The sequence below is a fragment of the Marinitenerispora sediminis genome, from assembly GCF_003336425.1.
Taxonomy (GTDB): Bacteria; Actinomycetota; Actinomycetes; order Streptosporangiales; family Streptosporangiaceae; genus Marinitenerispora; species Marinitenerispora sediminis.
This window is the reverse complement of sequence record NZ_QEIO01000080.1, coordinates 1-25,344: the sequence shown is the minus strand read 5'-3', so window position 1 is coordinate 25,344 and position 25,344 is coordinate 1. Positions and strand designations below refer to the sequence as shown.

The following is a 25,344-nucleotide window of genomic DNA, read 5'->3' as shown; positions in this document are numbered from 1 at the left end:
GTCGTCTCCGGAGGGGGCCGCGCCCGCGGCGGTGCCGGTGATGGCGAGGAACACCTCGTCGAGACTGGGCAGCCGCAGCGCCAGTTCGTCGGCCGTGATGGCGGCCTCGTCCAGCCGCCGCACCAGCGCGGACAGCAGCACCGGGTCGTCGACCGGAGCGGTGAGCAGCCCGGCCTCGGCGTCGGCGGCGGGGGCGGCACCGGTGAGTTCGGCGAGGATCCGCGCGACCCGCGGCGCGTCCGCCGGCTCGGTGAGCCGGACGTGGAGGGTCTGCACCCCGGTGCGCCGCTTCAGCTCGTCGGCCCGGCCCTCGGCCACCACGCGGCCGCGGTCGATCACGGTGATCCGGTCGGCCAGCCGGTCGGCCTCCTCCAGGTACTGCGTGGTGAGCAGCACCGACGTCCCCTCGTCGGCGAGCGAGCGGACGATGTCCCAGACCTGGCCGCGGCTGCGCGGGTCCAGGCCGGTGGTGGGCTCGTCGAGGAAGAGCACCCGGGGGCGGCCCACGAGGCTGGCGGCGAGGTCGACCCGCCGCCGCATGCCGCCCGAGTAGGTGCGCACCGGGCGGTCGCCCGCCTCGGTCAGGTCGAAGCGGTCGAGCAGCTCGGCCGCCCGCCTCCGGGCCGCCGGGCCCGGCAGCTCCAGGAGCCGGCCGATCAGCACCAGGTTCTCCGCCCCGGTGAGCCCCTCGTCGACGGAGGCGTACTGCCCCGTGAGGCCGATGGCCGCGCGGGCCGCCACCGGGTCGGCGAGGGCGTCGATCCCGGCCACGGCGACCCGTCCGGCGTCGGGCCGGAGCAGGGTGGCCAGGATGCGCACGGTCGTCGTCTTCCCGGCGCCGTTCGGTCCCAGGAGCCCCAGGATGCCTCCCGGGGGTACGGCGAGGTCGACGCCGGCCAGCGCCGTGGTCGCGCCGAATCGTTTGACCAGGCCCTCTGCCTGGATCGCGAGTGTCATGGGGGGTTCCTCCTTCTCGCGGGCCAGCCTGGGCGGGTGCTCTGACACCCGCCCCACAGCCCGCTGACACGCGCTACTCGCGTACTCCGACGGCCTCGACCGGCCGGCCGCGCAGGCACGCCCAGGTCGGCACGAGCACCGAGAGCACGCCCAGCAGCGCGGCCCCCGCCACCACCGCCGGGTAGACCAGCGGCGGGCCGGCCGGCAGCGGGACGCCGAGCAGCCCCGTGCCCAGCGCGGCCAGCGGGAGCACCGCCACCGCGGTACCGAGCAGCGCGGCCGCGCCGACCAGCAGCAGCGCCTCCCACCCGGCGACCCGCAGCACCTGCCACCGCGACATCCCGACCAGCCGCAGCAGCGCGAACTCCCGGGACCGGCCCGCGGTCGCCATCACCAGCGTGTTGACCACCGCGATGGCGATGTAACCGAGGATCACGGCCAGGCCGACGAGGTTGACCCAGCCGGCGAGCGCGGCCTCCGCCCGGGCGCCGGAGGCGAAGCCGTCCCGGTCCACCAGGGACAGCGTCGGGTGGCGCTCGCCGAGCGCGTCGAGGGCGGCCGCCACCGCGGCGGGGTCCGCGTCCTCGGCGGTGCGGACCAGGAGGCGGCCGGGCAGGGCGGTGGTGCGGCCCTCCAGCACCTCGCGCGGCAAGGTCACCGTCCCGAAGCCGATCCCGCGTTCGTAGGTGGCGACCAGCGTGAGCTCGACCGGGGTGCCGTCCCCTAGGTACATCTCGACCGTGTCGCCGACACCGCGCCCCAGCAGCTCGGCCTGGGACCGCTCCATGGCGACCGCGTCGCCGCGCAGCTCCGCGATGTCGCCGTCCGCGATCCCGAGGTCGACGGTCGCGGCCAGCCCGTCCGGGTCGACACCGCGCGCGGGCAGGGCGGCGAGGTCGCGGTCCTCGAAGACGGTGAACGGGACGAAGACGGTCGTGGGCGTCACCGAGGTCACCACCGCCACCCCCGGCGTGCTCCGCACCTCCTCGACGACCTCGGCGGCCACGCCGCCGGACCCGGTGTCGGCGAGGACGAGGTCGGCGGCCAGCCCCTCCCGGGTCTGCGCGACGGCCGCCGCGGCCAGCGTGCTCTGCGTGTACACGAGGGTCACCGTGAAGCCGATCGCCAGCACCAGCGGGACCAGCGCGGAACCCGTGCGGCGCGCACCGGCCTCGCTGTTCGCCGCGGCCAGGAAGCCGGTGACCCGGCCGCCGCGCAACGGGGCGCCCAGCAGGCGGACCAGCCGCCGCGGCACCACCGGGCCGAGCAGCGCCAGGCCGATGACCATGAGCAGCGCGGCACTGCCGGTGCCGGCGGCACCGACCTCGCCGCGGACGTAGAGCGGGGTCAGCGCGGCCACCGCGCCGGCCCCCAGGCAGACCGCGCCGGCGGTCCGCCGCCACCGGGGCGGCTCGCCGCCGTCCACCGCCGCCTCGCGCAGCGCCTCGACGGGGCTGATCCGGGCCGGGCGGTGCGCGGTGGCCAGCCCCCCGAGCGCGGCGGTGCCGGCGACCAGCAGCACGGCGACCAGCGGCGGCAGCGGGCCCACCGCGAGCGGCAGGTCGTCGGGAACCACGCCGATCCGCGCGAACAGCCCGCGCAGGACGTCGGCGAGCACGATGCCGGGCAGGCAGCCCAGCACCCCGCCGAACGCCGCGACCAGCAGGGCCTCGCCGACCACGAGCCGGCGGATCTGCCGCGGTGTCGAACCGATCGCGCGCAGGACCGCGAACTCCCGCCGGCGCTGGTGCACGGACAGCGCCAGCGTGATGGCCACCACGAACAGCGAGACCAGCATCGCCATGCCGCCGAACGAGGCCGCCACCAGCGTCAGGAGCGATCGGGAGGCCGCCACGTCGGCGAACTCCAGCCGGCCGGCCGCCGTGCCCGTGTAGGTCGTCACCTCCGGCACCGCGTCCTCGATGGAGCGCGCCAGCGCGCCGGGGTCGGCGCCGTCCTCGGCGAGCACGCCCACCGCGTCGAAGCGGCCGGGGTGGCCGGACAGGCGGGCGGCCTCGGCCGGGGTCAGGAAGACGGTGTGACTGCGCTCCAGCGGCGCGCCCGGGGGCGCGGTGACGGTCCCCGCGACCCGGTAGACGGCCGGCGCGGCGGCGGCGACGATCCGCACCTCGTCGCCAGGGGACACCCCGACCGCCGCGGCCAGCGCGGCGTCGAGCACGACCTCGGAATCCGACTCGGGCGCCCGCCCCTCGTCCGGGGAGAACGGCCCGAGCACCGCGGAGTCCCACCCGTGGGCGGCGGTCACCCGGGGCGCCGCGGGAACGACGGCATCCCCCTCGACGGGGGCGATGGCCACCGGGACGTCGTAGTCGCCGACGGCTGCCCGCACCCCGGGGACCGCCGCGACCGCGTCGCGCACCTCCGAGGGGAGCGTCACCCGCTCCGGCAGCCGCTCGGCGACGGTGAGGTCGCCGCCCGGGATGCGCAGGGTCTGGTTCCCGCCGACCATGACGTCGGCACCCGCGTAGCGCTCCGGCGGAACGGTGGAGCGCACGCCCGACTCCAGGAGGATCCCCGAGGCGGTGATGACCGCCGCGCCGCAGAACAGCGCGGTGAACGCGCCGGCGAAGGCCGCGCGGCGCGCGCGCAGGGTCTTCCACGCGATCGCGAACACGCTCACCCCTCCCCGAGCCGCGTCATCCGCTCGGCGACCGCCTCGGGCGTCGGCGCGGTCAGGCGCTCCACCAGGCGGCCGTCGGCGAGGAACAGCACGTCGTGCGCGTGGCAGGCGGCGACCGGGTCGTGGGTGACCATGAGCACGGTCTGCCCGAGGTCGGAGACGACGTCGCGGAGCAGCGCGAGCACCTGCCCGCTGGTCCGGGAGTCCAGCGCGCCGGTGGGCTCGTCCGCCATGATCACGTCGGGGCGGGTGACCAGCGCCCGAGCGACCGCCGCCCGCTGCTGCTGGCCGCCGGAGAGCTCCGCCGGCCGGCGGTCGAGTAGTCCGGCGATACCCACCCGCGTCACCACGCGTTCGAACCACGCGCGGTCCGGCGACCGGTCGCCGAGGCGCAGCGGCATGGTGACGTTGTCCTCGACGGAGAGCGCCGGCAGCAGGTTGTAGCTCTGGAAGACGAAGCCGATCCGGTCGCGGCGCAGCCGGGTCAGCCGGCCCTCGCGCATGCCGGTCAGCCGGGTACCGCCGAGCCACACCTCGCCGCTGGTCGGGCGGTCGAGGCCGGCGGCGCAGTGCAGAAACGTGCTCTTACCCGATCCGGATGGACCCATTACGGCCGTGAAAGCGCCCCTGGCAAGCGATACGGATATACCTTGCAGTGCTTGAACCCGGCTGCCTCCCGTTCCATAATCCTTGGTTACCGCGATCATTCTGAGTGCGTCGCCGTCCGAATCCCCTTTTGTTCGAGCATCCGATTCCGGTCTCAGGGCGAATTCGTTCCCACCGGTTCTCCTGGTCACTTCATTCTCCCGTCCTGGTAAATCATCGCGAAGTTACCATAGGTGTCACCGAGTAAAGCCAGAAAGCGGGGCGAATGTGGCGCGGGCCGGTGCGGAACGGATTTTCGGTGCGTACCGAAAAATGTCCGGGTGTCCGTCGGGGGAAGGCGGGCGGCCGGATGTGGGTCATCCCCCGCCGCCGCGCACGGGCCCTCCAAAACCCCTGGTCGCCAGGGAGCCCCGGGGCGGAGCCGCCTCCGGTGGCCGGTGAGCGGGGCGTGCGCGCCGGGCCGGGGACCACGGGAATAGCCGCGCGAATCAGTGCCCTCGGCGTGGGAAAGCGGGCGGCGGACACGCTTTCCGGCCTGCGTTATCTCGCGCGGGCGTCCGGTGTGGCGTTCGCGTCCTGGTTCCTGCTGGCAGGAGTGGCGTGCGCCCAGGCGCTTTCCGTGCTCGGTGTCGGTTTCCCACTGCTCTCCGTCCTGCTGCGCACCGTGGAAAGAACGGCCGCGCGGGACCTCCGGATGAGTTCCGAACTCCTCGGCCGACCGCTTTCCGCGCCGGCTCCGAAGGGCCGTCCCGGATCGCGGCCCTACCAGATCACCGGATTCTGGCGGGAACTGCGCTGGACGGGGATGAACGCCGTCGCCGGACTGCCGCTCGGCCTCGCCGTGCTCGTACCGGCCCTCGGCGCGGCCATCTGCGTGACGATCCCGCTCTGGTGGTGGACGCTGCCGCCGGGCATCGCGCTGACGCCCGCGCTCTACCCCGTCGACTCCTGGCCCGCGGCGCTGGCCGCCCCGGTGGCCGGCCTCGGCCACCTCGCGCTGCTGGGGTACCTCGCGCCGCGGCTCTCGGGGCTGCACGCCCGCCTGGCGCACCGCGCCCTGACCTCCACCCGCGAGGCCCGGCTCTCCGCGCGGCTCGCCGAGGTCACCACGTCCCGCACCGAGGCCCTTGAGGCGCACGGCGCCGAGCTGCGCCGGATCGAGCGCGACCTGCACGACGGCACGCAGAACCGGTTGGTGGCGGTGCGGATGCACCTCGGCATCGTCGAGCGGGTGATCGACCCCGGCCAGACCCGGGCGCTGGAGCTCGTCCGGGTGGCGCAGGGCGCCGCCGAGGAGGCGCTGGCCGAACTGCGCGAGGTGGTGCGCAGCATCTACCCGCCGATCCTGGCCGACCGCGGCCTCGGCAGCGCCGTGGCGTCGCTGGCCGCCCGCTCGGCCGTGCCGTGCCGGGTGGAGGCCGGCGACCTGGCGGGGATCCCGGCCGCGGTCGAGGCCACCGCCTACTTCGCGGTCGCCGAGTGCCTGACCAACGTCGCCAAGCACGGCGGCGCGTCCCGGGCCTGGGTCCGGATCAGCGCCGACGGGCGCACGCTGCGCGTCGAGGTGGGGGACGACGGGGCGGGCGGCGCCGACGAGCGCGCCGGCACCGGGCTCGCCGGCATCCGCCGGCGGGTGGCCGCCTTCGACGGCAGCACCGAGGTGGCCAGCCCGCCCGGCGGGCCCACGACGATCCGGGTGGAACTGCCATGCGCGTGCTGATCGCCGAGGACGACGCCCTGCTCCGCCAAGGGCTGGTCCTGCTGCTGGAGACGGAGGGCATCGAGGTGGTCGGCGCGGTCGGCGACGTCGAGGGCTTCCCGGAGCTCGTCGGCGAACGGCGGCCCGACGCGGTGGTGGTCGACGTCCGGCTGCCGCCGGGCTTCCGGGACGAGGGCCTGCGGGCCGCCGCCGAGGTGCGGCGCCGCCGACCGGGGTTCCCGGTGCTGGTCCTCTCGGCGCACGTCGAGGGCGGCTACGTTGCCGACCTGCTCGGCGACGACGCCCGCGGCATCGGCTACCTGCTCAAGGACCGGGTCGGTGACGTCGAGGAGTTCGTCGACGCGCTGCGCCGGGTCGCCGCGGGCGGAACGGCGCTCGATCCGGAGGTGGTCGCCCAGCTGTTCAGCCGGAGCGAGCCCGACGACCCGCTGGCCACCCTCACCTGCCGTGAGCGCGAGGTACTCGCCCTGATGGCCGAGGGGCACGACAACCAGCGGATCTGCGTGCTGCTGGAGCTGTCAGCCGCCGCGGTGAGCAAGCACATCGGCAACATCTTCACCAAGCTCGGCCTGCCGCCGGCCGGCCCCGGGCACCGCCGGGTGCTGGCCGTGCTCGCCTTCCTGCGGAGCTGACCGCGGCGCCGCCGCGGCGGGCGGGGGACCGGGCCGCGCCCGCCCCGGCCCGTCACGGTCCGCCCACCGGGAACCCCACGGCAGCGGACGGATCGCGCTCTCCCTCCCCGTAGTGCCGCCGGTAACCGTCCGCGCCGAGGGCGGCCGTCAGGGCGGCGACGAGGTCGCGCACCGCCGGGCTGCCGTCGTCCCGGACCCCGCGCAGCCGCTCGGCCGCCCCCAGCAGGCGGGCCGCCGCCGCGGCGGAGCCCTCCCCCAGGGTGACGGCCGCCATCAGCTCGGCGGCGCCGGCGAGCATCGCCATGTCACCGGAGGCGGCGGCGAGCTCCAGTGCCCCGGCCGCCGTGGCGCGGGCCGCGGCGAGGTCCCCCTCGGCCAGTTCCAGAGCGCCGATCCTGCGCGCCGCCTCCACCCGCAGGTACCGCGCGCCGAACACGGCGTCGTCCAGCAGCCGCGCCGCCTCCCGGTACAGCTCCCGGGCCCGCTCCGGCCGCCCGCGCGCGGCGGCCAGCTCCCCGAGCCCCAGCGTCACCTGGATCCGGTACTCGGGCGCGAGCGGCCGGGTGTCCCGGCGCGCCTCGTGGAAGGCCGCCTCCGCCTCGGCGTGGTCGCCGCGGCGCAGCCGCTCGTCCCCCAGCCGGATGAGGAGGGGGGTGAGGTCGTCCGGCGAGCCGACCTCCCGGACCGCGGCCAGGGCCTCGTGCAGGCCGGCGACGGCGCCCGCGTGGTCCCCGCGCAGCGACTGGAAGCCGGAGAGCGTCCCCGTGAGCTGGCCGGTCATCCAGCGGTCCCCGAGCCGGCGGAACGCCTCCAGCGCCGCGGTCAGGTGCCGCTCCGCCGTCTCGACCTCCCCGGCGGCCTCGGCCGCCAGCCCGAGGGAGGCGTCACCTGCCGCGTTCACCCACGGATCGGGGTGCCGGCGGGCGCGTTCGGCGCTGGCGGCGAGCGCCGCGTAGTCGCCGACGAGCAGCCAGCACTTCGGTTCGACAACCCCGAGGACCGCGTGCCGCGCCATGGCGTCGCTGTCCCGCGCCAGCCGGGCGGCCTCGACCGTGCCGCGGACCCGGTCGTCGTCCACCGGCGCCGGGATCACCATCCGGACCGCCGCGAACACCGCGGCGGCGTCCCGGGGGACCCGGTCGCCCAGCGCCAGCAGCTCGCCGAACCACCGGTCGGCCTCCACATACCGGCCGCGCATCACCCAGTACCAGCTGAGCGCGAGGCCGAACCGCACCGCCGTCCCGGCGTCCCCGCCGGCCATCGCCCGCCGCAGCGACTCCACCGCGTTGTCGTACTCCGCGTCCAGCAGCGCGACGCACTCCGGCTGCCGCGCGCCGCGCATCCCGGCCGCGGCGCGTTCGGCGAGCGCCAGGAAGTGCCGCACACCGGCCGCCTCCGCGCGGTCGCGCTCGCCGGCCTCGGCCAGCCGTTCCCAGCAGTAGGCGCGGGTGGTCTCGGGCATCCGGTACCGCACCGCGCCCGGCTCGTCCTCGACCACTCCGACCAGCGACTTCTCCACCAGGGAGGCGAGCAGGTAGGGCACGTCCCGGGAGGGCAGGCCGCCGCCGGCGCAGACCGCCGTCGCCGCCTCCTCCGTGACGGCGCCGACGAGGACCGACAGCCGCCGGGCGAGGACGCGCTCGTTCTCGGTGAGCAGGTCCCAGCTCCAGTCCAGCACCGCGCGCAGCGTGCGGTGCCGCACCACCGCCGCGCGGCTGCCCGCGCTGAGCAGCCGGAACCGGTCGTCCAGCCGATCGGCCACCTGCCGCGCGGTCATCGCCCGGAGCCGGCCCGCGGCGAGCTCGATGGCGAGCGGAAGCCCGTCCAGGCGGCGGCAGATCTCCACGGCCGCCTCGGCGTCGTCCCCCTGGAGCGCGAACTCCGGCCGCACGAGGGCGGCGCGGTCCAGGAACAGCCGGATGGCGGCCGAGCGCTCGGCGCCCTCGGTGGACTCCGGCACCTCCAGGGGGAGGACCTGGCAGAGCGCCTCGCCGGTGACGGCCAGCGGTTCGCGGCTGGTGGTCAGGACGCGCAGCCCCGGGCAGGCCGCCAGCAGCCGGGTCGCGAACCGGGCCACCTCGTCGAGGAGGTGCTCGCAGTTGTCCAGGACGAGCAGCGGATGCCCGGTCGACAGCGCTGCGACCAGCTGGTCGAAGCGGTCCCGGGCCGGGAATGACGGGTCCAGCAGCAGTGTCCGGCCCAGGCCGAGCGCGGCGCCGACCGCCTCCGCCAGGTCGGCGCCCGGCCGCAGTGCGGCGAGCTCCACGAACCACGCCGGCGCGTCCGGCCCCGACGCCTCGCGGGCGACGAATTCGGTGGCCAGCCGGGTCTTGCCGGCGCCGCCGGCGCCGAACAGCGTGACCAGCCGGGACCGGAGCAGCGCGGCGCGCAGCCGCTCCAGGTCGGCGTCGCGGCCCACGAACCGGGTCAGCCGGCCCGGGGGCCGCGGTACCGGGCCCGGCGCCGCGGCCCCCGGGCGCTGGCCGGGGGGAGCGACCGTCCCGGCGTCGGCGCGCAGCAGGGCGACGTGCAGGTCCCGGAGCCATGGGGACGGGTCGGCGCCGAGCGTGTCGGCGAGCGCGGCGCGGGTGCGCTCGAACACGGCGAGCGCGTCGGCCCGCCGTCCGTCCGCGACCAGGGCGCGCATGAGCAGCCCGGTGGCGCGCTCCCGTGGGCGGGGCGGCGCGCACAGCGCGTCGAGATCGGCGATGACGTCGGTGGGCCGGCCGAGGCGCAGCTCCGCCTCCGCGCGGTCCTCCACCGCCACCGAGCGCAGTTCCGCGAGCCGGGCCGCCTCCCGGACGGCGAACGCGGCGTCGAACTCCGCCAGCGGCGCCCCGCGCCACAGCTCCAGCGCCGCCCGCAGCGCGTCGGCGGCCCGTTCCGGGGCGCCCTCGCGCAGCAGCCGCCGTCCGGCCGCGGCCAGGCGCTCGAAGCCGCACGCGTCCACCTCGTCGGGGGCCACCGCCAGCAGGTAGCCGCCGGGCCGGGACTCCACGGCGAGGTCGCCATCGGCCCCGTGGACCCGTATCGAGCGCCGGGCGCGCGAGACGAGGCGCTGCAGCGCGTTCACCCCGCCTCCGGCGGGCGCGTCGCCGTCCCACAGGTCGTCGATCAGCGTCCCGGCCGCGACCACGCGTCCGGGCGCAAGCGCGAGCCGGGCCAGCAGGAGGTCCACCCGCCGGCCGCCGAGCGGAATCGGCCGACGCTCCCTGTCACGCAGTTCGAAGGGCCCCAACACCGACACGCGCACACGGCCGAGTCTTCCAGAGACCCGTCCGGTCATCCGGCGAACGTCCGATATCGGACGTTCGCCGGATGACCCGCGCCCGGCCGTCCCGCGGTGTTCGGCGGCGCCCGCCTCGCCACCGGTGCAGCTCGCCGGACCCGCGCGGCATCCGGCGGGGGCAGGGGCCCGACCGGCTCCGCTTCGAAGAGGCGTGCGGCGACCGCGGCGGCTGCCCGGCGCCGCTCGCAGCCGTACGGCGGTGGGAGTGGCACTCGCGGCGGGGGACCGGCCCGGGGACACGTGGGGCGCTCCCCGGCCATCCGCGCAACGCTGCCCGGGACCTGCCTTCGGCGCGGGCCCCGGCGCAGCCGGGCCCCGGGGTGGCGGCCCACCGACGCTGGTCCGTGGTCCGCGTGGCGCGGCCCCGTACCGCCGTGACGCGTTCCCGAGCGCCGGGGGCCGCGCCGGGCAGCCGGAGTGTGCCGGGCGGGTGCCCCCGCACCCGCCCCGCCCGCGCTCGAAGGCCGCGGGGCGGGAGACGTGTTCGGCCGCCCGGTGTGCGATACGGCGTCGGCGGTGACCGCCGCACGCGGCTGGAGGCGGCGGAAGGACCGGGGCGCTCCGCTGGACGTCGCTGCCGGCGGATGTTCCGCCGACGCTCCGCGCCCCCGCGGCGAACTGGCGGCCCCGAAGCGGGGTACGCCTTCGGGCGGGCTCCGGATCGCCGAGCGCCGACCGCCGCGGTCGTGCCCGGCCGGGAGCGGCGCTCTGACCGGTTCCGCGTCATGGAGAGGGAACGCATGCACACCGACACCGCACGCCCACCGCGCAGCGCCGTCGTCGTCGGCGCCGGGATGGCCGGGCTGGCCACCGCCTGGTTCCTGCGGGAGGCGGGGATCGACGTGACGGTCGTGGACCGCCGGCACGTCGCCGCCGGGGCGTCCTGGGGGAACGCCGGCTGGCTCACTCCGGCCTTCTCCGTGCCGCTGCCCGAACCCGGGGCGCTGCGCCTCGGCCTGCGCACCCTGCTCTCCCCGGCCGCGCCGGTCTACGTTCCGCCGCGGGCGGACCTGCGGCTGGCCCGCTTCCTGGCGGCCTTCACCCGCAACTGCACGACACGGCGCTGGCGGGTCGCCCTGAGCGCCTACACCGCGCTGAACCGGCAGGCGCTGGCCGCCTACGACACCCTCGCCGAGGGCGGGGTCGCCGAGCCCACCCGGCCCGCCGAACCCTGCCTCGCCGCGTTCGGCACCGCGGCCGAGCGCCGGCCGCTGGTGGAGGAGTTGGCGGTGGTGCGCGCGGCCGGCCAGGAGGTCGGGTTCGAGCTGCTCACCGGTGACCAGGCCCGCGAACACGAACCGGCGCTCAGCCACCGGATCGGCGCCGCGGTGGCGGTCCACGGCCAGCGGTACCTGGACCCGGGCGCCTACCTCGACGCGCTGGCGCGCTCCGTCCGGGACCGCGGCGGCACAGTGCTGGAGGGCGCGGCGGTCACCCGGGTGCACGCCACCGGGTCCGGCGTGCGCGTCGCCACCGCCGGATCCGGTGACCTGTCGGCCGATGTCGCGGTGCTGGCCGCCGGCGCCTGGCTGGGGCCCCTCGCCCGGCCGTTCGGGGTGCGGGTGCCCGTCCAGTCCGGCCGCGGCTACAGTTTCAGCCTGCCCGCCGAGGGGATGCCGGCCCGGCCCACGTACTTCGCCGCGCGGCGGGTGGTGTGCACGCCCCTGGGAGACCGGGTGCGGGTCGCGGGGATGATGGAGTTCACCGGCCCCGACCGGCCGGGGGACCGCCGCCGGGTGCGCGCGATCGTGGACGCCGCCCGCCCGCTGCTCCGTGACGTCGACTGGACCCGGCGCGCCGACGAGTGGGTGGGGGCGCGGCCGTGCACGGCCGACGGCCTGCCGCTGGTGGGGCCTACGGCGTCGCCGCGGGTGTACGTCTGCGGGGGGCACGGTATGTGGGGCATCGCGCTGGGGCCGCTGACCGGCCGGCTGCTGGCCGAGGCGGTCGCCACCGGCCGGCCCGCCGCCGAACTGGCGGCGCTGCACCCGCTGCGCTGAACCCGGCCCGGGCCGCCGTGACCGGCGGAGCGGGCGGAGGCGGGGATCAGCCCTCGCGGCGCAGGAACCGCCGCACCCGCTCCAGCGGCCAGGTGTTGAGGACCTCGCCGGCGGTGAGCCACCCGCGCTGAGCCGTGCCGACCCCGTAGCGCAGGAACGCCAGGTGCGGGGTCGCGTGCGCGTCGCTGTCGACGGTGAAGGCGACCCCGTGCCGCCGGGCCAGCCGGACGTGCTCGGCCGCGAGGTCCAGCCGCTCCGGGCTGGCGTCGATCTCCACCGCGGTGCCGGTGCGCGCGCACGCCCGGAACACCTCGTCGAGGTCGGCGTCGATCGGCGGGCGCCGGCCGATGAGCCGCGCGGTCGGGTGGCCCAGCACGTGGACGTGCGGGTTCTCGCAGGCGCGGACCAGCCGGCGGGTCATCGCGTCACGCGGCTGGGTGAAGTGCGAGTGCACCGAGGCGACGCACAGGTCGAACCCGGCGAGGAACTCCGGGGGCCAGTCCACCCCGCCCTCCGGGTCGATGTTGAGCTCGGTGCCGTGCAGCAGCCGCAGCCCGCCGAAGCTGCCGTCGAGCTCGCGCAACCGGGCCCGCTGCTCCAGCATCTTCTCGTCCGAGGTCCGGTGCATGTACAGGTTGGGAGCGTGGTCGGTGACCGCGTAGTAGGAGTAGCCCCGCCCGGCGGCCGCGGCCGCCATCTCCTCCAGGGACGCCAGCCCGTCGCTGAGGTCGGTGTGGGTGTGCAGGTCGCCGCGGATGTCGGCCTCCGCGACCAGGTCCGGCAGCTCCCCGCGCAGCGCCGCCTCGATCTCCCCGGTGTCCTCGCGCAGCTGCGGCGGGATCCACGGCAGGCCGAGCCGGGCGTAGACCTCCTCCTCGGTCCGTGAGACCACCTTGTCGCCGCTCGCCACGTCGAACAGCCCGTACTCCGACAGCTTCAGACCGGCGCGCACCGCGATCTCCCGGGTCCGGATGTTGTGGGCCTTGGAGCCGGTGAAGTACTGGAGCGCGGCGCCCCAGTCCTCGGGCGGCACCACCCGCAGGTCCACCTGGATCCCCTTGCCGGTCCGGACGGACGTCTTCGTGGGGCCGCTGGCGATGACCTCGTCGACCACGGGCAGCCCGGTGAACGCCGCCATCAGCGCGGCTGGCCGGGCCGAGGTGGCCAGGACGTCGATGTCGCCGACGGTGTCGCGCATGCGGCGCAGCGACCCCGCGTACCCGCACCGCTCGCAGCCGGCGACCGCCGACAGCTCGCCGACGATCGTCTCGGCCAGCTCCATGGCGTCCCCGAGCGTGCTGCGCTGCCCGGCCGTGCGGACCAGTTCGATGCCGTGCAGCAGGTTCTCCTCGGTCTTGGGGCCGAACCCGTGCAGGCCGTGCAGGGCACCGTCCTCGATCGCCGCGGCGAGCTGCTCGACGGAGGCGATGCCCAGCTCCTCGTACAGCAGCATCGCCCGGCGCGGCCCCAGCGTCGGGATCCGGGTGAGGCGCCGTACGCCGGACGGGATGCGGGTCCGCATCTCGTCCACCTGGTGGATGGCGCCGGTACGCAGGTACTCCTCGATCTTCAGCGCGATCGACTTCCCGACGTTGGGGATGGCGCGCAGCCCGGCGCCGTCCAGGGCGGCGATGTCGTCGGGGTGGCCGGCCACCGACCGCGCGGCCTTCTCGTAGACCCGGACCTTGAACGCGTCGCCGCCCGTGATGGCGATGAGGTCGGCGTACTCCTCCAGCAGCGCGGCGACCTCGTCGTTCGCGCGCATCCGGACGCTCCGTCAGGCCGGGATGTGGTCGCGCAGCCCGTGCGCTCCCTCGGCCACGGCGCACGAGACGCAGCAGAAGATCTGGTCGCCAGCCTGCACACCGTGCCCGACGACCTGGACGCCGCAGTGCCGGCAGGACGGAGCGAGGCGGTGGATCGCGCACTCGAAGCTGTCGAAGACGTAGGACCGTCCGTCCATGCGCACCTCGAAGGAACGGTCGTACTCGTTGCCGCAGACGTCGCAGGTGCTCATCGGAACCTCCAGCGGGACTCCCCGCGGTCGGCGTTTTCGCTTCACCTACCACTCTGCGTGCCGCCCCGCCCCCCGCCGGAAGTGTCGAAGGTCCCTGGCGGCCGCGGTGCGCTCCGCCGTGCGCGGCCGCGGCGGGGCGTTCTTGACCCGCGGACCGGGTGCCCCGCCACCGGATTCGCATTTTGTGTCAAAAGCGATCTATAGCGACACAAGTGTCTTTAACCGCCCAAGAGCCGCTAACTGTTTGTATTTGGGGTAAATCGGTACAACCTGGATCCATGGCTCCGGGGGGATCCGCGGGCAGCGAAAAGGCTGGCGCGCCCCCCGTCTCGGTGAGCCGGGCCTGGCACGGTGCCAGGTCCTCTGCACAGGAGGAACCGACTCTATGAAGAAGACCCTGCGTCGAATCGCGGTCGCCGGTCTCGTCGCGCCGGCTCTGGCCCTTGGCGCTCCGGCTATGGCGCTCGCCGACACCTCGGCGTTCAACGCCCAGAAGACCTTCGCCGGGTTCGGGGGGGCGGGCACGTCCAGCGTCAACTCGTTCGCCCACACCGGACGCCACCACTTCCCGTTCTTCGGCGGCTTCGGCGGGTTCGGTGGCTTCGGCGGCTTCGACGGCTTCCGTGGCGGGTGGGGCTGGTAACCACGCTGTAACCGGAACGACAGGACCGACCCTTTCGGATGCGCAAGGGGTGCCCGCCGCGGTTTCGACCGCGGCGGGCACCCACGTTTTACCTGTTGACCTTCCGGGCCCGCGGGCGGGGTGCCGGGCGGCCGTCCGGCACCCGTCCCTCCGCCGTGATTGCACCCCGGAAATTTCCGAAAAGCCGACAATGATCCTGAATCTCCGCCTTTCCGGTGGATGGACATCCGGTGCCATCAAGTGACAATTTCGGCTTAGCTCGCATAGTCTGCATCTCACTCCGAAAAGCGATATTCTTCGCTGTGCAGAGTTCGGTTGAACCGGGAAATGGCCGTTCTATATGGCTGCTCCCGAGAAAATTCCTGAATTCCATGTTTGCCGCTCACAGGTGACGGGGATCCAGTCTCAGGTGTCCAGTACGGACACCGTGTCCCGCCGGCGGAGGCCGGGTCGCGGCGAGGAGGGCCGGCTCCTTCCGGTTCGGCTCGTCCTGACCGTCCGCCCATGGCGGAATCACCCGAAGAATGGGCGATCGGCGGCCGGTCACGGCCGTTCTCCGCCCGATGCCGTCCCCCCGACAACATGTCCGGCACCCGGAGCCAGGAATTCAGAGAAAACCGCTCATGATAAGTGAATACGTCGATATCCGCGGCCCCCTTGACCGCGAATCCCTTGACCGTGCGCTGCGCGCCGCGGATGCGGAAGCCACCGCGTCGCCGGCCGGCCCCTCCGGCGCGGACCGTGCCGGGCGGCCGGTCGGGACCACCCCGCCGGCACCGCCGCGCTGGATCGACGTCAGCGGTGCCCCCGACCCGGTCGCCGCCGCCGACGGCTGGATCGCCCGCGCCTGCGCCGCGGTGCCCGCGCCCGCCGCCGGGCCCGAGACGGCGGTGCTCCGCCTCGCCCCCGACCGCCACCGCTGGGTGCAGCTGGCCCGCGCGGACGCCGCGGCGCGGCCCGGGCTCGCCGGGCTCCGCCGCCGGGCCGCCCAGCTCTACACGGCGGAGGTCAGCGGAACGGCCGCCCCCGATGCCGCACCCGCGCCCGGGGAGCTCGCGCCCGGTACCGGACCGGCCACGGCCGCCGACCGCGCGTTCTGGCGGGAGCACGCCGCGGACCTCGACGCCTGCGCGGTCCCGGCGGCTGGCGCCGACCGGCTGCCGCCGCACCGGCACGAACTCGCGCTGCGGCCCGCGACCGCGGCCGCCTGCCGGAGCACGGCCGCCGTCCTGGGCGTCCGGCCGTCCGACGTCGTGCTCGCGGCGGTCGCGCTGTTCGGCCACCGGCTGGACTCGGCCCGCCCCGCATTACTCGCGGTGGACGGCGCCGGCACCGCCCCGTCCCCGATGCCGCCGCTCAGCCTGCCGGTGCGCGCCGCCGAGACGGGGGCGGACTTCGTCCGCCGCTGCGCGCGGGCGTGGGACCTCGCACTTCGGCACGGCCGGTACGGTATGGCCGACCTCTGCCGCGACCTGGGCATCGAGGGGCGGGACCGGGCGGTGCCGGTCGTCGCCCTCGCCGCGCAGCCCGCCGTCGGGCTCGCCGGACTGGAGACCGCCGTCCGCACCTGGTGCCCCGGCCCGGTGCGCGCCCTGGCGCTTGGCGTTCGGCACGACGACGCCGCCCCCGCGATCGAGGCGTTCGCCGCTCCCGACCGCCACGGGCCCGGCGCCCTCACCGACCTGGTCGGCCGCTTCGCCGGCGTCCTGGACGTGCTGGCCGCCGAGCCGGACCGGCCGGTGTCCTCGATCGGCCTGCTGCTCCCGGACGAGCGGCACCGGATCGTGGTCAAGTGGAACGACACCGACCGGCCGCTGCCCGACCGCACCCTCGCCGCGCTGTTCGAGGAGCAGGCCCGGCGGGTGCCCGAGGCGGTGGCGGTCGCCCAGGGCGCGGTCCGTCTCGACTACGCGGCCCTGGAGCGCCGTGCCAACCTGCTCGCGCACCGCCTCGTCCGGCTCGGGGTGGGGCCGGACCAGCCGGTCGGCGTCCTGCTGGACCGGCGGCCCGAGGCCGTGGTGGCGGTCCTCGGCGTGGTGAAGGCCGGCGGCTGCTACGTGCCGCTCGACCTCCGGCAGCCCGAGGCGCGGCTGCGCGCGGTCGTCGAGGAGACCGGCATGCGGGTGGCCGTCACCGGCACCGGAGCCCCGCCGTTGGCACCCGCCGTGCTGGACGGGCTGGCCCTCGTCGATCCCGAGGCCGACCCCGGCGCCGCCGACCCGGGGCCGCCGCCGGCCGCCGCGCGCCCGGAGGACCTCGCCTACATCATGTACACCTCCGGTACCACCGGGCGGCCGAAGGGCATCGGCGTGCCGCACCGCGCCGTCGCGGCGCTCGCCGCGGACCGCCGCTGGGACGGCGGCGGCCACGAACGCGTGCTCGCGCACTCCCCGCAGGCGTTCGACGCCGCCACCTACGAACTGTGGGTGCCGCTGCTGCGCGGCGGCCGTGTCGTGCTGGCGCCGCCCGGTGAACTCGACCCGGCCACCCTGGAGCGCGTCCTGCGCGCCGAGGGCGTCACCGCCGTGTTCCTCACCGCCGCGCTGTTCGACCTGGTGACCGAGGAGCGCCCGGAGTGCCTGCGCTCCGTGCGCGAGGTGTGGACCGGCGGCGAGCGGCTCTCCCCGGCCGCCGTGCGGCGGGCGCTCGACGCCTGCCCCGACACGGCGGTCGTCAACGTGTACGGCCCGACCGAGACCACCACGTTCGCCACCTGCCACCCGGTGCAGCGGCGGCCCGACGGCGACGTCCTGATCGGCCGGCCGATGGACGAGACCCGCGGCTACGTGCTCGACGTCCACCTCCAGCCCACCCCGCCCGGGGTCCCCGGGGAGCTCTACCTCGCCGGCCGGGGACTGGCGCGCGGCTACCTCGGCCGGCCGGCAGGCACCGCCGAGCGGTTCGTCGCCTGCCCCTTCGGCCCGCCGGGCGAGCGGATGTACCGCACCGGCGACCTCGTCCGCTGGACCGGCGACGGCGAACTGGAGTTCGTCGGCCGCGTCGACGACCAGGTGAAGATCCGCGGCTTCCGGATCGAGCCGCGCGAGATCGAGCACGTGCTGCTCGACCACCCGGGGGTGGGGGCCGCGGCCGTGGCCGTCCGCGAGGACCGCCCCGGGGAGCGGCGGCTCGCCGGCTACCTGGTCGCCGCCGACCGGCCCGCGGACCACGAGGACAGCGCCGACAGCCAGGTCCAGGAGTGGAGACAGATCTACGACTCCCTCTACTCCGGCTCCGCGGTCGCCGCCGGGGCGCCGCCGGACGCCGATTTCTCCGGCTGGAACAGCAGCTACGACGGGCGCCCCATCCCGCTCGCCGAGATGCGCGAGTGGCGCGCCGCCACGGTGCGGCGCATCCGCGCGCTGCGCCCCCGCCGCGTGCTGGAGATCGGCGTGGGGACCGGGCTGCTGCTCTCCGCGCTCGCGCCCGACTGCGAGGAGTACTGGGGCACCGACTTCTCCGCTCCGGTCGTTGAGGCGCTGCGCCGCGCGGTCGCGGCGGATCCGCGGCTGTCCGGGCGCGTCCGGTTGCGGGTCCAGCCGGCCGTGTCGGTCGACGGGCTGCCCGCCGGCCGCTTCGACACCGTCATCGTCAACTCCGTCTCCCAGTACTTCCCGAACGGCGGGTACTTGGCCGACGTCGTCACCGGGGCGGTGTCGCTCCTGGCACCGGGCGGATCGCTGTTCGTCGGCGACGTGCGCGACCTGCGGCTGGCCCGGCTCTTCCAGACCGAGGTCGTCCTGCGCCGCGGGACCGGCGAGGGCCCCGACCCGGCCGGCGCGGCGACCGCCGCCGAGGCGCGGGTCGCCGTCGAGCGCCACCTCGTCGCCGAGCAGGAGCTCATGGTCGCCCCCGACTTCTTCCACGCGATGCGCGCCCGGCTGCCGGCGGTCACGTCGGTGGACGTCCGGGTGAAGCGCGGCCGGGCGCACAACGAGATGTCGCAGTACCGCTACGACGCCGTGCTGCGGACCGCGCCGGCGCACCCGGACGCGGACATCGCGACCGCCGAGATGGCCTGGGAAGAGGGCCGCACCGACCTGGACAACCTGCGGCGCCGGCTCCTCGACGCCGGCCCCGCCGCCCGCGTCTGGGTCCGCGGGGTGCCCAACGCCCGCGTCCAGCCCGCCGTGCGGGCGGCCCGCGCCCTCGCCGAGGACGACCTCGACGCGGCGCGCCGCCTGATCGCCGGCCCTCCGTCGGCCCCCGACCCCGAAGAGCTGCACGAACTCGGCGAACGCCTCGGCTTCCGGGTCGAGACCACGTGGTGCGCCGAGGGCGCCGCCGACGGTTCACTCGACGTGTACTTCCTACGCGGCGACGCGCCGGCCACCGGCCTCCACCACCCGCCCGCCGCCGGCGACCCGGCCCAGCACACCAACAGCCCGGCGGCCTCCCGGGAGACCGGGGCGCTCCTGGACTCGGTCCGCCGCCACCTGCGCGAACGCCTGCCCGAGTACATGGTGCCGCCGGACCTCATGGTGCTGCACCGGCTGCCGCTCACCGCCAACGGCAAGGTCGACCGGCGCGCGCTGCCCGCCCCCGGCACCGGCTCCGGCGGCGGGCGCGAGCCCCGCACCGCCCTCGAAGGCGACCTGTGCGGGCTGTTCGCCGCCGTCTTGGGCGTCTCGTGGGTCTCCATCGACGACGGGTTCTTCGACCTGGGCGGGCACTCCCTCTCGGCCACCCGGCTGGTCAGCCGGATCCGCTCGGTCCTGGGGCGCGAGGTCCCGGTCCGCGCGGTCTTCGAGGCGCCCACGGTCGCGGAGCTGGCCCGCCGCCTCGGCGACCGCGCCGGCGCCTCCTCCGCCCCGGCGCCGCGGGAGCGCCCGAGCGAGATCCCGCTCTCCCCGGGCCAGCGCCGGCTGTGGTTCCTGCACCGGCTCGACGGTTCGGCCGAGGGCTCCGCCGCCTACAACGTCGGGCTGCGGGTGCGGCTGCGTGGCCCGCTGGACCGCGCGGCGCTGCGCGCGGCGCTCGCCGACGTCGTCGAGCGGCACGAGAGCCTGCGCACCGTCTTCGCCGAGCGGGACGGCACGCCCCACCAGCACGTGCTGCGCGGAGTCGTGCCGGAGTGCCCGGTGACCCGCTGCGGCGCCGCCGGACTGGACGAGCTGCTGCGGGCCTCGGCGGCGCGCCCCTTCGACCTCGCCGCCGACCCCCCGCTGCGCGCCGAACTCTTCGAGACCGGCGCCGACGACCACGTGCTGCTGCTGGTGCTGCACCACATCGCGTGCGACGGGTGGTCCCTCGCGCCCCTGTGGCGCGACCTCGGCGCCGCCTACACCGCCCGGCGGGCAGGCCGGCAGCCGGAGTGGAAGCCGCTGCCGGTCCAGTACGCCGACTTCGCGCTGTGGCAGCACGAGCGGCTGGCCGCCTACGGCGGCGCCGACCGGCCGGACCACCCGCACCTGCGCCACTGGACGGAGGCGCTGGCCGGCCTGCCCGAGCGGGTGCCCCTGCCACTGGACCGCCCGCACCCGCCGGCGGCCACCCAGGCCGGCGGCACGGTGCGGTTCACGGTCCCCGCGGAGCTGCACACCGCGCTGGGCGCCCTGGCCCGGGAGTCCGGCGCCAGCCTCTTCATGGCGCTGCACGCCGGACTCGCGGCGCTGCTCACCCGCATGGGCGCCGGCGAGGACATCCCCATCGGCAGTCCCATCGCCAACCGCACCGACCAGGCGTTCGAGGACCTGGTGGGCTTCTTCGTCAACACGCTGGTGCTGCGCGCCGACGTCTCCGGCGATCCCACGTTCCGCGAACTGCTGGCGCGGGTGCGCGAGACCGACCTCGCCGGCTACGCGCACCAGGATGTGCCGTTCGAGTGGCTGGTCGAGACGCTGCGCCCGGCGCGGTCGCTCGCCTACCACCCGCTGTTCCAGGTCATGCTCGTGCTCCAGAACTCGCCCACGGCCGGGGTCCGCCTGCCGGAGCTCGCCGCCGAGCTGGAGCACCTGGACATCGGGACCACCCGGTTCGACCTCACGTTCAGCCTCACGGAGCGGCCCGCTCCCGCCGGGGGCGCGGCAGCGGGACTGGAGGGCGTGGTCGAGTACAACGCCGACGTTCTGGACCCCGACACCGTGCGGCTGCTCGCCGCCCGGCTGGTGCGGCTGCTGGCGGCCGCGGCGGCCGACCCGGACCGCCCGGTCAGCGCCCTCGGCCTGTTCGACCCGGCCGAGCGCGAGCAGGTGCTCGTGGAGTGGAACGCCACCGCCCGCGACCTCCCGGCCGTGCCCGCCCCCGCGCTGTTCGAGCGCCGCGTCGCCCGTGCGGGGGAGGCGGTCGCCGTGGAGTTCGAGGACGAGGCGTGGAGCTACCGGCGGCTGAACGACGAGGCGAACCGGCTGGCCCGCCTGCTCGTCCGGCTCGGTGCCGGCCCCGAGCGGCTGGTGGCGCTCGCGCTGCCGCGCTCGCCGCGGCTCGTCGCCGCCGTCCTGGCCGTGCTGAAGTCGGGGGCCGGATACCTGGCGCTCGACCCCGACCACCCCGCCGAGCGGCTGGCGCGTGTGCTCCGTGACGCCGCTCCCGCCCTCCTGGTGTGCACGGAGTCGACCGGGGCGGCCGTTCCCGAGCTCGCGGACGTGCCGGTGCGCCGGGTCGTCCTCGACGGTCCGGGCCTGGCCGCCGACCTGGACCGGCTCTCCGCCGACGACCTCACCGACGCCGAGCGGATCGCGCCGCTCCGCCCGGACCACCCCGCCTACGTCGTCCACACCTCGGGGTCGACCGGCCGGCCGAAGGGCGTCGTGGTCACGCACGCCGGACTGCCCGGCCTCGCCGAGGTCCAGCGCGAGCGCTTCGGGCTGACCGAGCGGGCCCGCGTGGTCCAGTTCGCCTCCCCGACCTTCGACGGCGCGGTCTGGGAGATCTTCGGCACCCTGCTCACCGGTGCCACGCTGGTGATGGCGCCCGCCCACCGGCTCGCGCCCGGACCGGAGCTCAGCGGTTTCCTCGCCGGCGCCGGAGTGACCCACGCCGTGCTGCCGCCCGCCGCGCTCGCGGTGCTGGACCCCGCGGGGCTTCCGGAGCTGGAGTGGCTCATCGCCTCCGGCGAGCGGCTGCCGGGTGATCTGGCCCGCCGCTGGTGCGCCGGGCGCCGGTTCATCAACGGGTACGGCCCCACCGAGACCACGGTGTGCGCGACGCTGAGCCGCCCGCTCGCCGGCGAGGCGGTGCCGCCGATCGGCCGGCCGAGTGTGAACACCCGGGTCTACGTTCTTGACGACCGCCTCGGGCCGGTGGGGCCCGGAGTCCCCGGCGAGCTCTACGTCGCCGGGCCCGGACTCGCCCGCGGCTACCTCGGCCGGCCGGGTGCCACGGCCGAGCGGTTCGTGGCGGACCCGTTCGGCCGGCCGGGCGAGCGGATGTACCGCACCGGCGACCTCGTGCGCTGGACCCGCGCCGGCGACCTGGAGTTCCTGGGCCGGGTCGACGACCAGGTCAAGATCCGCGGCTTCCGGGTCGAGCCCGGCGAGGTCGCCGCCGCGCTCGCCGCGGACCCCGATGCCGCACACGCCACCGTGGTCGTGCGGGCCGACCGGCCCGGTGACGCACGGCTCGTCGGCTACGTGGTCCCGGCCGCCGGCCGCCCCCGGCCCGACCCCGCCGCGCTGCGGCGGCGCGCCGCGGAGGTGCTGCCGGCATACCTGGTGCCGGCCGCGGTCGTCGTGCTGGACGCCGTTCCCCTGCTGCCCTCGGGCAAGGTGGACCAGCGAGCCCTGCCGGCGCCCGACTACGGCCGCCCGGCCGCCGGCCGGCCGCCCCGCACCCGCGTCCAGCGCGCGCTCTGCGACGTCTTCGCCGAGGTGCTGGGGGTGCCGGAGGTCGGCATCGACGACGGGTTCTTCGAGCTCGGCGGCCACTCCCTGCTGGCGCCCCGGCTGCTCAACGAGGTGCGCCGGCGGCTGGGAGCGGACCTCACCGTACGGGAGCTGTTCGAGCGTCCGGACGTGGCGGGGCTCGCCGCCGCCATCGAGGCCGGTGCGGGGGCCGGGCCCGCGCCCGACGCGGTCCGGCTCGCCCGGGAGGAGACCGCCGCCCTGGACCGTGCCGCCACCGAACTGGACCCGCTGCCCGAGGTCGCGTGCGCCGGCCCCGACACGCTCGCCCGCAACACCGACCCCGGCGATGTGCTGCTCACCGGGGCCACCGGCTTCCTCGGGGCGTTCCTGCTCCGGGAACTGCTGCGCGGCACCCGGGCCCGGGTGCACTGCCTGGTGCGGGCCGCCGACGAGGAGGCGGCCGCCGCACGCCTGCGGCGGGCCCTCGAACGGCACGGCCTGTGGGAGGCGGAGACGGCCGCGCGGATCGTCCCGGTGGTCGGCGACCTCGCCCGCCCGCTGCTCGGCCTGGAGGAACGCCGGTTCGACGAGCTCGCCGAGCGGCTGGACGCCGTCTACCACAACGGCGCGTGGGTCAGCGCGGTCGAGACCCACCGGAGGCTGTGGGCGACCAACGTGTCGGGCACCCGCGAGGTGCTGCGCCTGGCCGCCCGGTCCCGCCCCGTCCCCCTCCACCACGTGTCGACCGCCGCGGTCGCGGTGGGCACCACGGGCAATCCCGACGTGCTGGCCGAGAACCGGCTCGCGCCCGCCGAAGCGGTGCTGCCCAGCGGGTACGTCGCGGGCAAGTGGCTGGCGGAGCGGCTGGTGTGGTCCGCCGCCGAGCGCGGACTCCCCGTCACCGTGCACCGGCCGGGTCGGATCGGCGGCGACTCCCGCACCGGCGCGGGCGGCACCGACGACGCGCTCTGGCACCTGGTCCGGGCCATGCTGCTGCTCGGCACCGCCCCCGACGCGGTGCGCGCGGCGGAGGCCGTGGTGGAGCTGACCCCGGTCGACCGGGTGGCCGGCGCGGTCGTGCACATCGCGCGCCGGCCGGAGTCCATGGGGCGGGGGCACCACCTCACCTGCCCTACTCCGCTGCCGTTCGCGGTGCTGCTGGACGTCCTGCACGCCGCCGGCTACCCGCTGCGCACCGTCCCGCTGCCGGAGTGGACGGCCGCGCTGCACACCCGCACCGACCTCGACCTGGCGGCGGCCGCGCTGCTCAGCGACAGCGTGCCCGCCCTCCTCGGGCTCGGCGCCCTCCGGTTCGACCGGAGTAACACCGGGGCGGCGCTCGCCGGCTCCGGCGTGCCGTCCCCGGACCTTGACGCCGCCCTGCTGCGCCGGTACGTCGACCACCTGGCCGGGGTCGGGTTCTTCCCGCCGCCGGGGCCGGCCGGCGGCACCGGCCCGCACGACCTGGAAGCGAAGTGACCCCCGTGCCCGACACCTTCGACGACCCCGAGCAGCGGTACCTGGTCCTGGTCAACGACAGAGGCCAGCACTCGCTGTGGCCGGAGTTCGCTCCGGTGCCCGCCGGCTGGCGGACCGCGCACGGCGCGGACACCCGCGACGGCTGCCTCGCCCACGTGGCGGCCGAGTGGACCGACCTGCGCCCGGCGGAACCGGCGACCCCGGCGGACGGCCCGCCGCCGGCTGCGCGGCAGGCCGCTCCGGCGGCGTCCGGCCCGGTCGGGCCCGCCGAGCCTCCAGTGCCCTACCCGTTCGGCGAGTACGACGGGCTGACCGTCGATCCCCGCTACGCCGACCTGCGCGGCCGGCCCGGGCTGCTCCGCGTGCGGCCACCGCACGGCGACGACGCGTGGCTGGTCACCCGCCACGAGGACGTCCGCGCCGTGTTCACCGACCCCAGGTTCAGCCGGGCCGCCACCGCCCTGCACGACGAGTCGCGGCTCACCCCGGACCCCGTCCACACCAGCATCCTCGGCACCGACCCGCCCGACCACACCCGGCTGCGGCGGCTGCTCGCCCGGGCCTTCACCGCGCGCCGGATCGAGACCATGCGGCCGGGGATCCGCGCGACCGCCGACGAGCTCATCGACGCCATGGTGCGTACCGGCCCGCCGGGCGACATCGTGGAGGACTACGCGCTGCCGCTGACCGGCCTGGTCATCTGCGACTTCCTGGGCATCCCGTTCGCCGACCGGGACCGCTTCCAGGAGTGGCTGGTCGCGTTCTCCAGTACCACCGCGCTGCCGCCCGGCGAGGCGCGCGAGCGGACCGCCGCCATGCACGCCTACATCGGCGAACTCGTCGAGGAGCGCCGCCGCAGTCCGGACGAGGCCCTGGTCAGCCAGCTGATCCGGGTGCGCGACGACTCCGATCGCCTGTCCGAGACCGAACTGGTGGAGCTCGCCACCGTCCTGCTGATCGCCGGGTACGAGACCTCGGCCGCGCAGCTCATGAACTCCGTGCACGCGCTTCTGGAGCGGCCGGCGCAGCTCGCTCGGCTGCGCGCCGAGGGGGTCACGCCGGCCGCGGTCGACGAACTGCTGCGGTTCGTGCCGGTTGACGCGCACGTGGCCTTCGCGCGCTACGCCGTGGCGGACGTCGAACTGGGCGGCACCCTGGTGCGCGCCGGCGAGGCGGTGCTGCCGGTCCTGCCGTCCGCCAACCGCGACCCGGCCGTGTTCGAGGACCCGGACACGCTCGACCTCGGCCGCGAGCGCAACCCGCACCTCGGCTTCGGCCACGGGATCCACCGCTGCCTCGGTGCCGCGCTCGCCCGTATCGAGATGGAGGAGGGCCTCGGCCGGCTGGTCGCCCGGCTCCCGGACCTCGCGGAGGCGGCACCCCTGGAGGAGGCGCCGTGGAAGGCCGGAATGCAGGTGCGCAGCCTGTGGCACCTGCCGGTCCGGTGGTAGCCGGCCGGCCGCCGGCCGCGGGGGCGACCGCGCACCGGCGCCGGCCCGGCCATCCCCCCGCACGACTTCGAAACCCCGCCCCCATGGGAGAACGAGAGCCAGATGAACCGAGCCGCATCCACGAC

12 protein-coding genes are annotated in these 25,344 nt (G+C 76.3%); 6 read left to right on the top strand and 6 right to left on the bottom strand.

The genetic code is table 11. The features are described from left to right. The 3 genes from DEF28_RS16090 to DEF28_RS16080 all read right to left on the bottom strand — a co-directional run. The coding region (locus DEF28_RS16090) for an ATP-binding cassette domain-containing protein (RefSeq protein ID WP_114446170.1) at window positions 1-957 on the bottom strand (957 nt) is incomplete at its 3' end. A gap of 73 nt (window positions 958-1,030) precedes the next feature. Further along, the gene (locus DEF28_RS16085; protein WP_233515333.1) at window positions 1,031-3,598 is read right to left on the bottom strand and encodes an ABC transporter permease; all 2,568 of its coding nucleotides are present in this window, start codon (window positions 3,596-3,598) and stop codon (window positions 1,031-1,033) included. Next, window positions 3,595-4,305, bottom strand: a complete 711-nt coding sequence (locus tag DEF28_RS16080) for an ABC transporter ATP-binding protein (protein ID WP_114398334.1) — start codon at window positions 4,303-4,305, stop codon at window positions 3,595-3,597. The genes DEF28_RS16085 and DEF28_RS16080 overlap by 4 nt, the downstream gene beginning before the upstream one ends. A gap of 401 nt (window positions 4,306-4,706) precedes the next feature. On the opposite strand from DEF28_RS16080, the gene DEF28_RS16075 reads away from it, so the two are divergent. Both DEF28_RS16075 and DEF28_RS16070 read left to right on the top strand, forming a co-directional pair. Next, window positions 4,707-5,924, top strand: coding sequence for a sensor histidine kinase (locus DEF28_RS16075; RefSeq protein ID WP_233515332.1), 1,218 nt, complete (start codon window positions 4,707-4,709; stop codon window positions 5,922-5,924). After that, window positions 5,912-6,556 carry a response regulator gene (locus tag DEF28_RS16070; RefSeq protein ID WP_114398336.1) on the top strand — a complete coding sequence of 215 codons (645 nt, stop codon included), beginning with the start codon at window positions 5,912-5,914 and terminating at the stop codon, window positions 6,554-6,556. Before DEF28_RS16075 ends, DEF28_RS16070 begins: the two co-directional genes overlap by 13 nt. Window positions 6,557-6,608: 52 nt before the next feature. Here the strand turns inward: DEF28_RS16070 and DEF28_RS16065 are convergent, their stop codons facing one another. Beyond that, window positions 6,609-9,809, bottom strand: a complete 3,201-nt coding sequence (locus DEF28_RS16065) for an ATP-binding protein (RefSeq protein ID WP_158562849.1) — start codon at window positions 9,807-9,809, stop codon at window positions 6,609-6,611. 776 nt (window positions 9,810-10,585) lie between these two features. On the opposite strand from DEF28_RS16065, the gene DEF28_RS16060 reads away from it, so the two are divergent. Then, complete coding sequence (locus DEF28_RS16060; RefSeq protein ID WP_114398338.1) at window positions 10,586-11,845, top strand: NAD(P)/FAD-dependent oxidoreductase; 1,260 nt, start codon at window positions 10,586-10,588, stop codon at window positions 11,843-11,845. Window positions 11,846-11,891: 46 nt separating this feature from the next. On the opposite strand, the gene polX is transcribed toward DEF28_RS16060, so the two are convergent. Both polX and DEF28_RS16050 read right to left on the bottom strand, forming a co-directional pair. Then, window positions 11,892-13,610 (bottom strand): DNA polymerase/3'-5' exonuclease PolX, encoded by a 1,719-nt coding sequence (polX, locus tag DEF28_RS16055; RefSeq protein ID WP_114398339.1) that lies wholly within the window; start codon window positions 13,608-13,610, stop codon window positions 11,892-11,894. A 12-nt stretch (window positions 13,611-13,622) separates the two neighbouring features. Beyond that, on the bottom strand, window positions 13,623-13,862 hold the full coding sequence (locus DEF28_RS16050; RefSeq protein WP_114398340.1) for a hypothetical protein: 240 nt from the start codon (window positions 13,860-13,862) through the stop codon (window positions 13,623-13,625). Between the two features lie 385 nt (window positions 13,863-14,247). Between DEF28_RS16050 and DEF28_RS16045 the strand changes: the two genes are divergently transcribed. From DEF28_RS16045 to DEF28_RS16035, 3 genes are all read left to right on the top strand, one after another. Then, complete coding sequence (locus tag DEF28_RS16045) at window positions 14,248-14,505, top strand: hypothetical protein (protein ID WP_114398341.1); 258 nt, start codon at window positions 14,248-14,250, stop codon at window positions 14,503-14,505. Window positions 14,506-15,128: 623 nt separating this feature from the next. Then, window positions 15,129-23,768, top strand: a complete 8,640-nt coding sequence (locus DEF28_RS28835) for a non-ribosomal peptide synthetase (protein WP_114446169.1) — start codon at window positions 15,129-15,131, stop codon at window positions 23,766-23,768. Continuing rightward, entirely contained in the window at window positions 23,765-25,219 is a 1,455-nt protein-coding gene (locus DEF28_RS16035; protein WP_309485861.1) for a cytochrome P450, read from the top strand. The genes DEF28_RS28835 and DEF28_RS16035 overlap by 4 nt, the downstream gene beginning before the upstream one ends. The last annotated feature ends 125 nt before the right edge of the window (window positions 25,220-25,344 follow it).

What these genes read in the sequence shown, in the direction of transcription:
- DEF28_RS28835 (WP_114446169.1), top strand. Translation starts at nt 15,129, where the DNA reads ATGATAAGTGAATACGTCGATATCCGCGGCCCCCTTGACCGCGAATCC.
- DEF28_RS16045 (WP_114398341.1), top strand. Translation starts at nt 14,248, where the DNA reads ATGAAGAAGACCCTGCGTCGAATCGCGGTCGCCGGTCTCGTCGCGCCG.
- DEF28_RS16050 (WP_114398340.1), bottom strand. Translation starts at nt 13,862, where the DNA reads ATGAGCACCTGCGACGTCTGCGGCAACGAGTACGACCGTTCCTTCGAG.
- DEF28_RS16070 (WP_114398336.1), top strand. Translation starts at nt 5,912, where the DNA reads ATGCGCGTGCTGATCGCCGAGGACGACGCCCTGCTCCGCCAAGGGCTG.
- DEF28_RS16080 (WP_114398334.1), bottom strand. Translation starts at nt 4,305, where the DNA reads ATGATCGCGGTAACCAAGGATTATGGAACGGGAGGCAGCCGGGTTCAA.
- polX (WP_114398339.1), bottom strand. Translation starts at nt 13,610, where the DNA reads ATGCGCGCGAACGACGAGGTCGCCGCGCTGCTGGAGGAGTACGCCGAC.
- DEF28_RS16060 (WP_114398338.1), top strand. Translation starts at nt 10,586, where the DNA reads ATGCACACCGACACCGCACGCCCACCGCGCAGCGCCGTCGTCGTCGGC.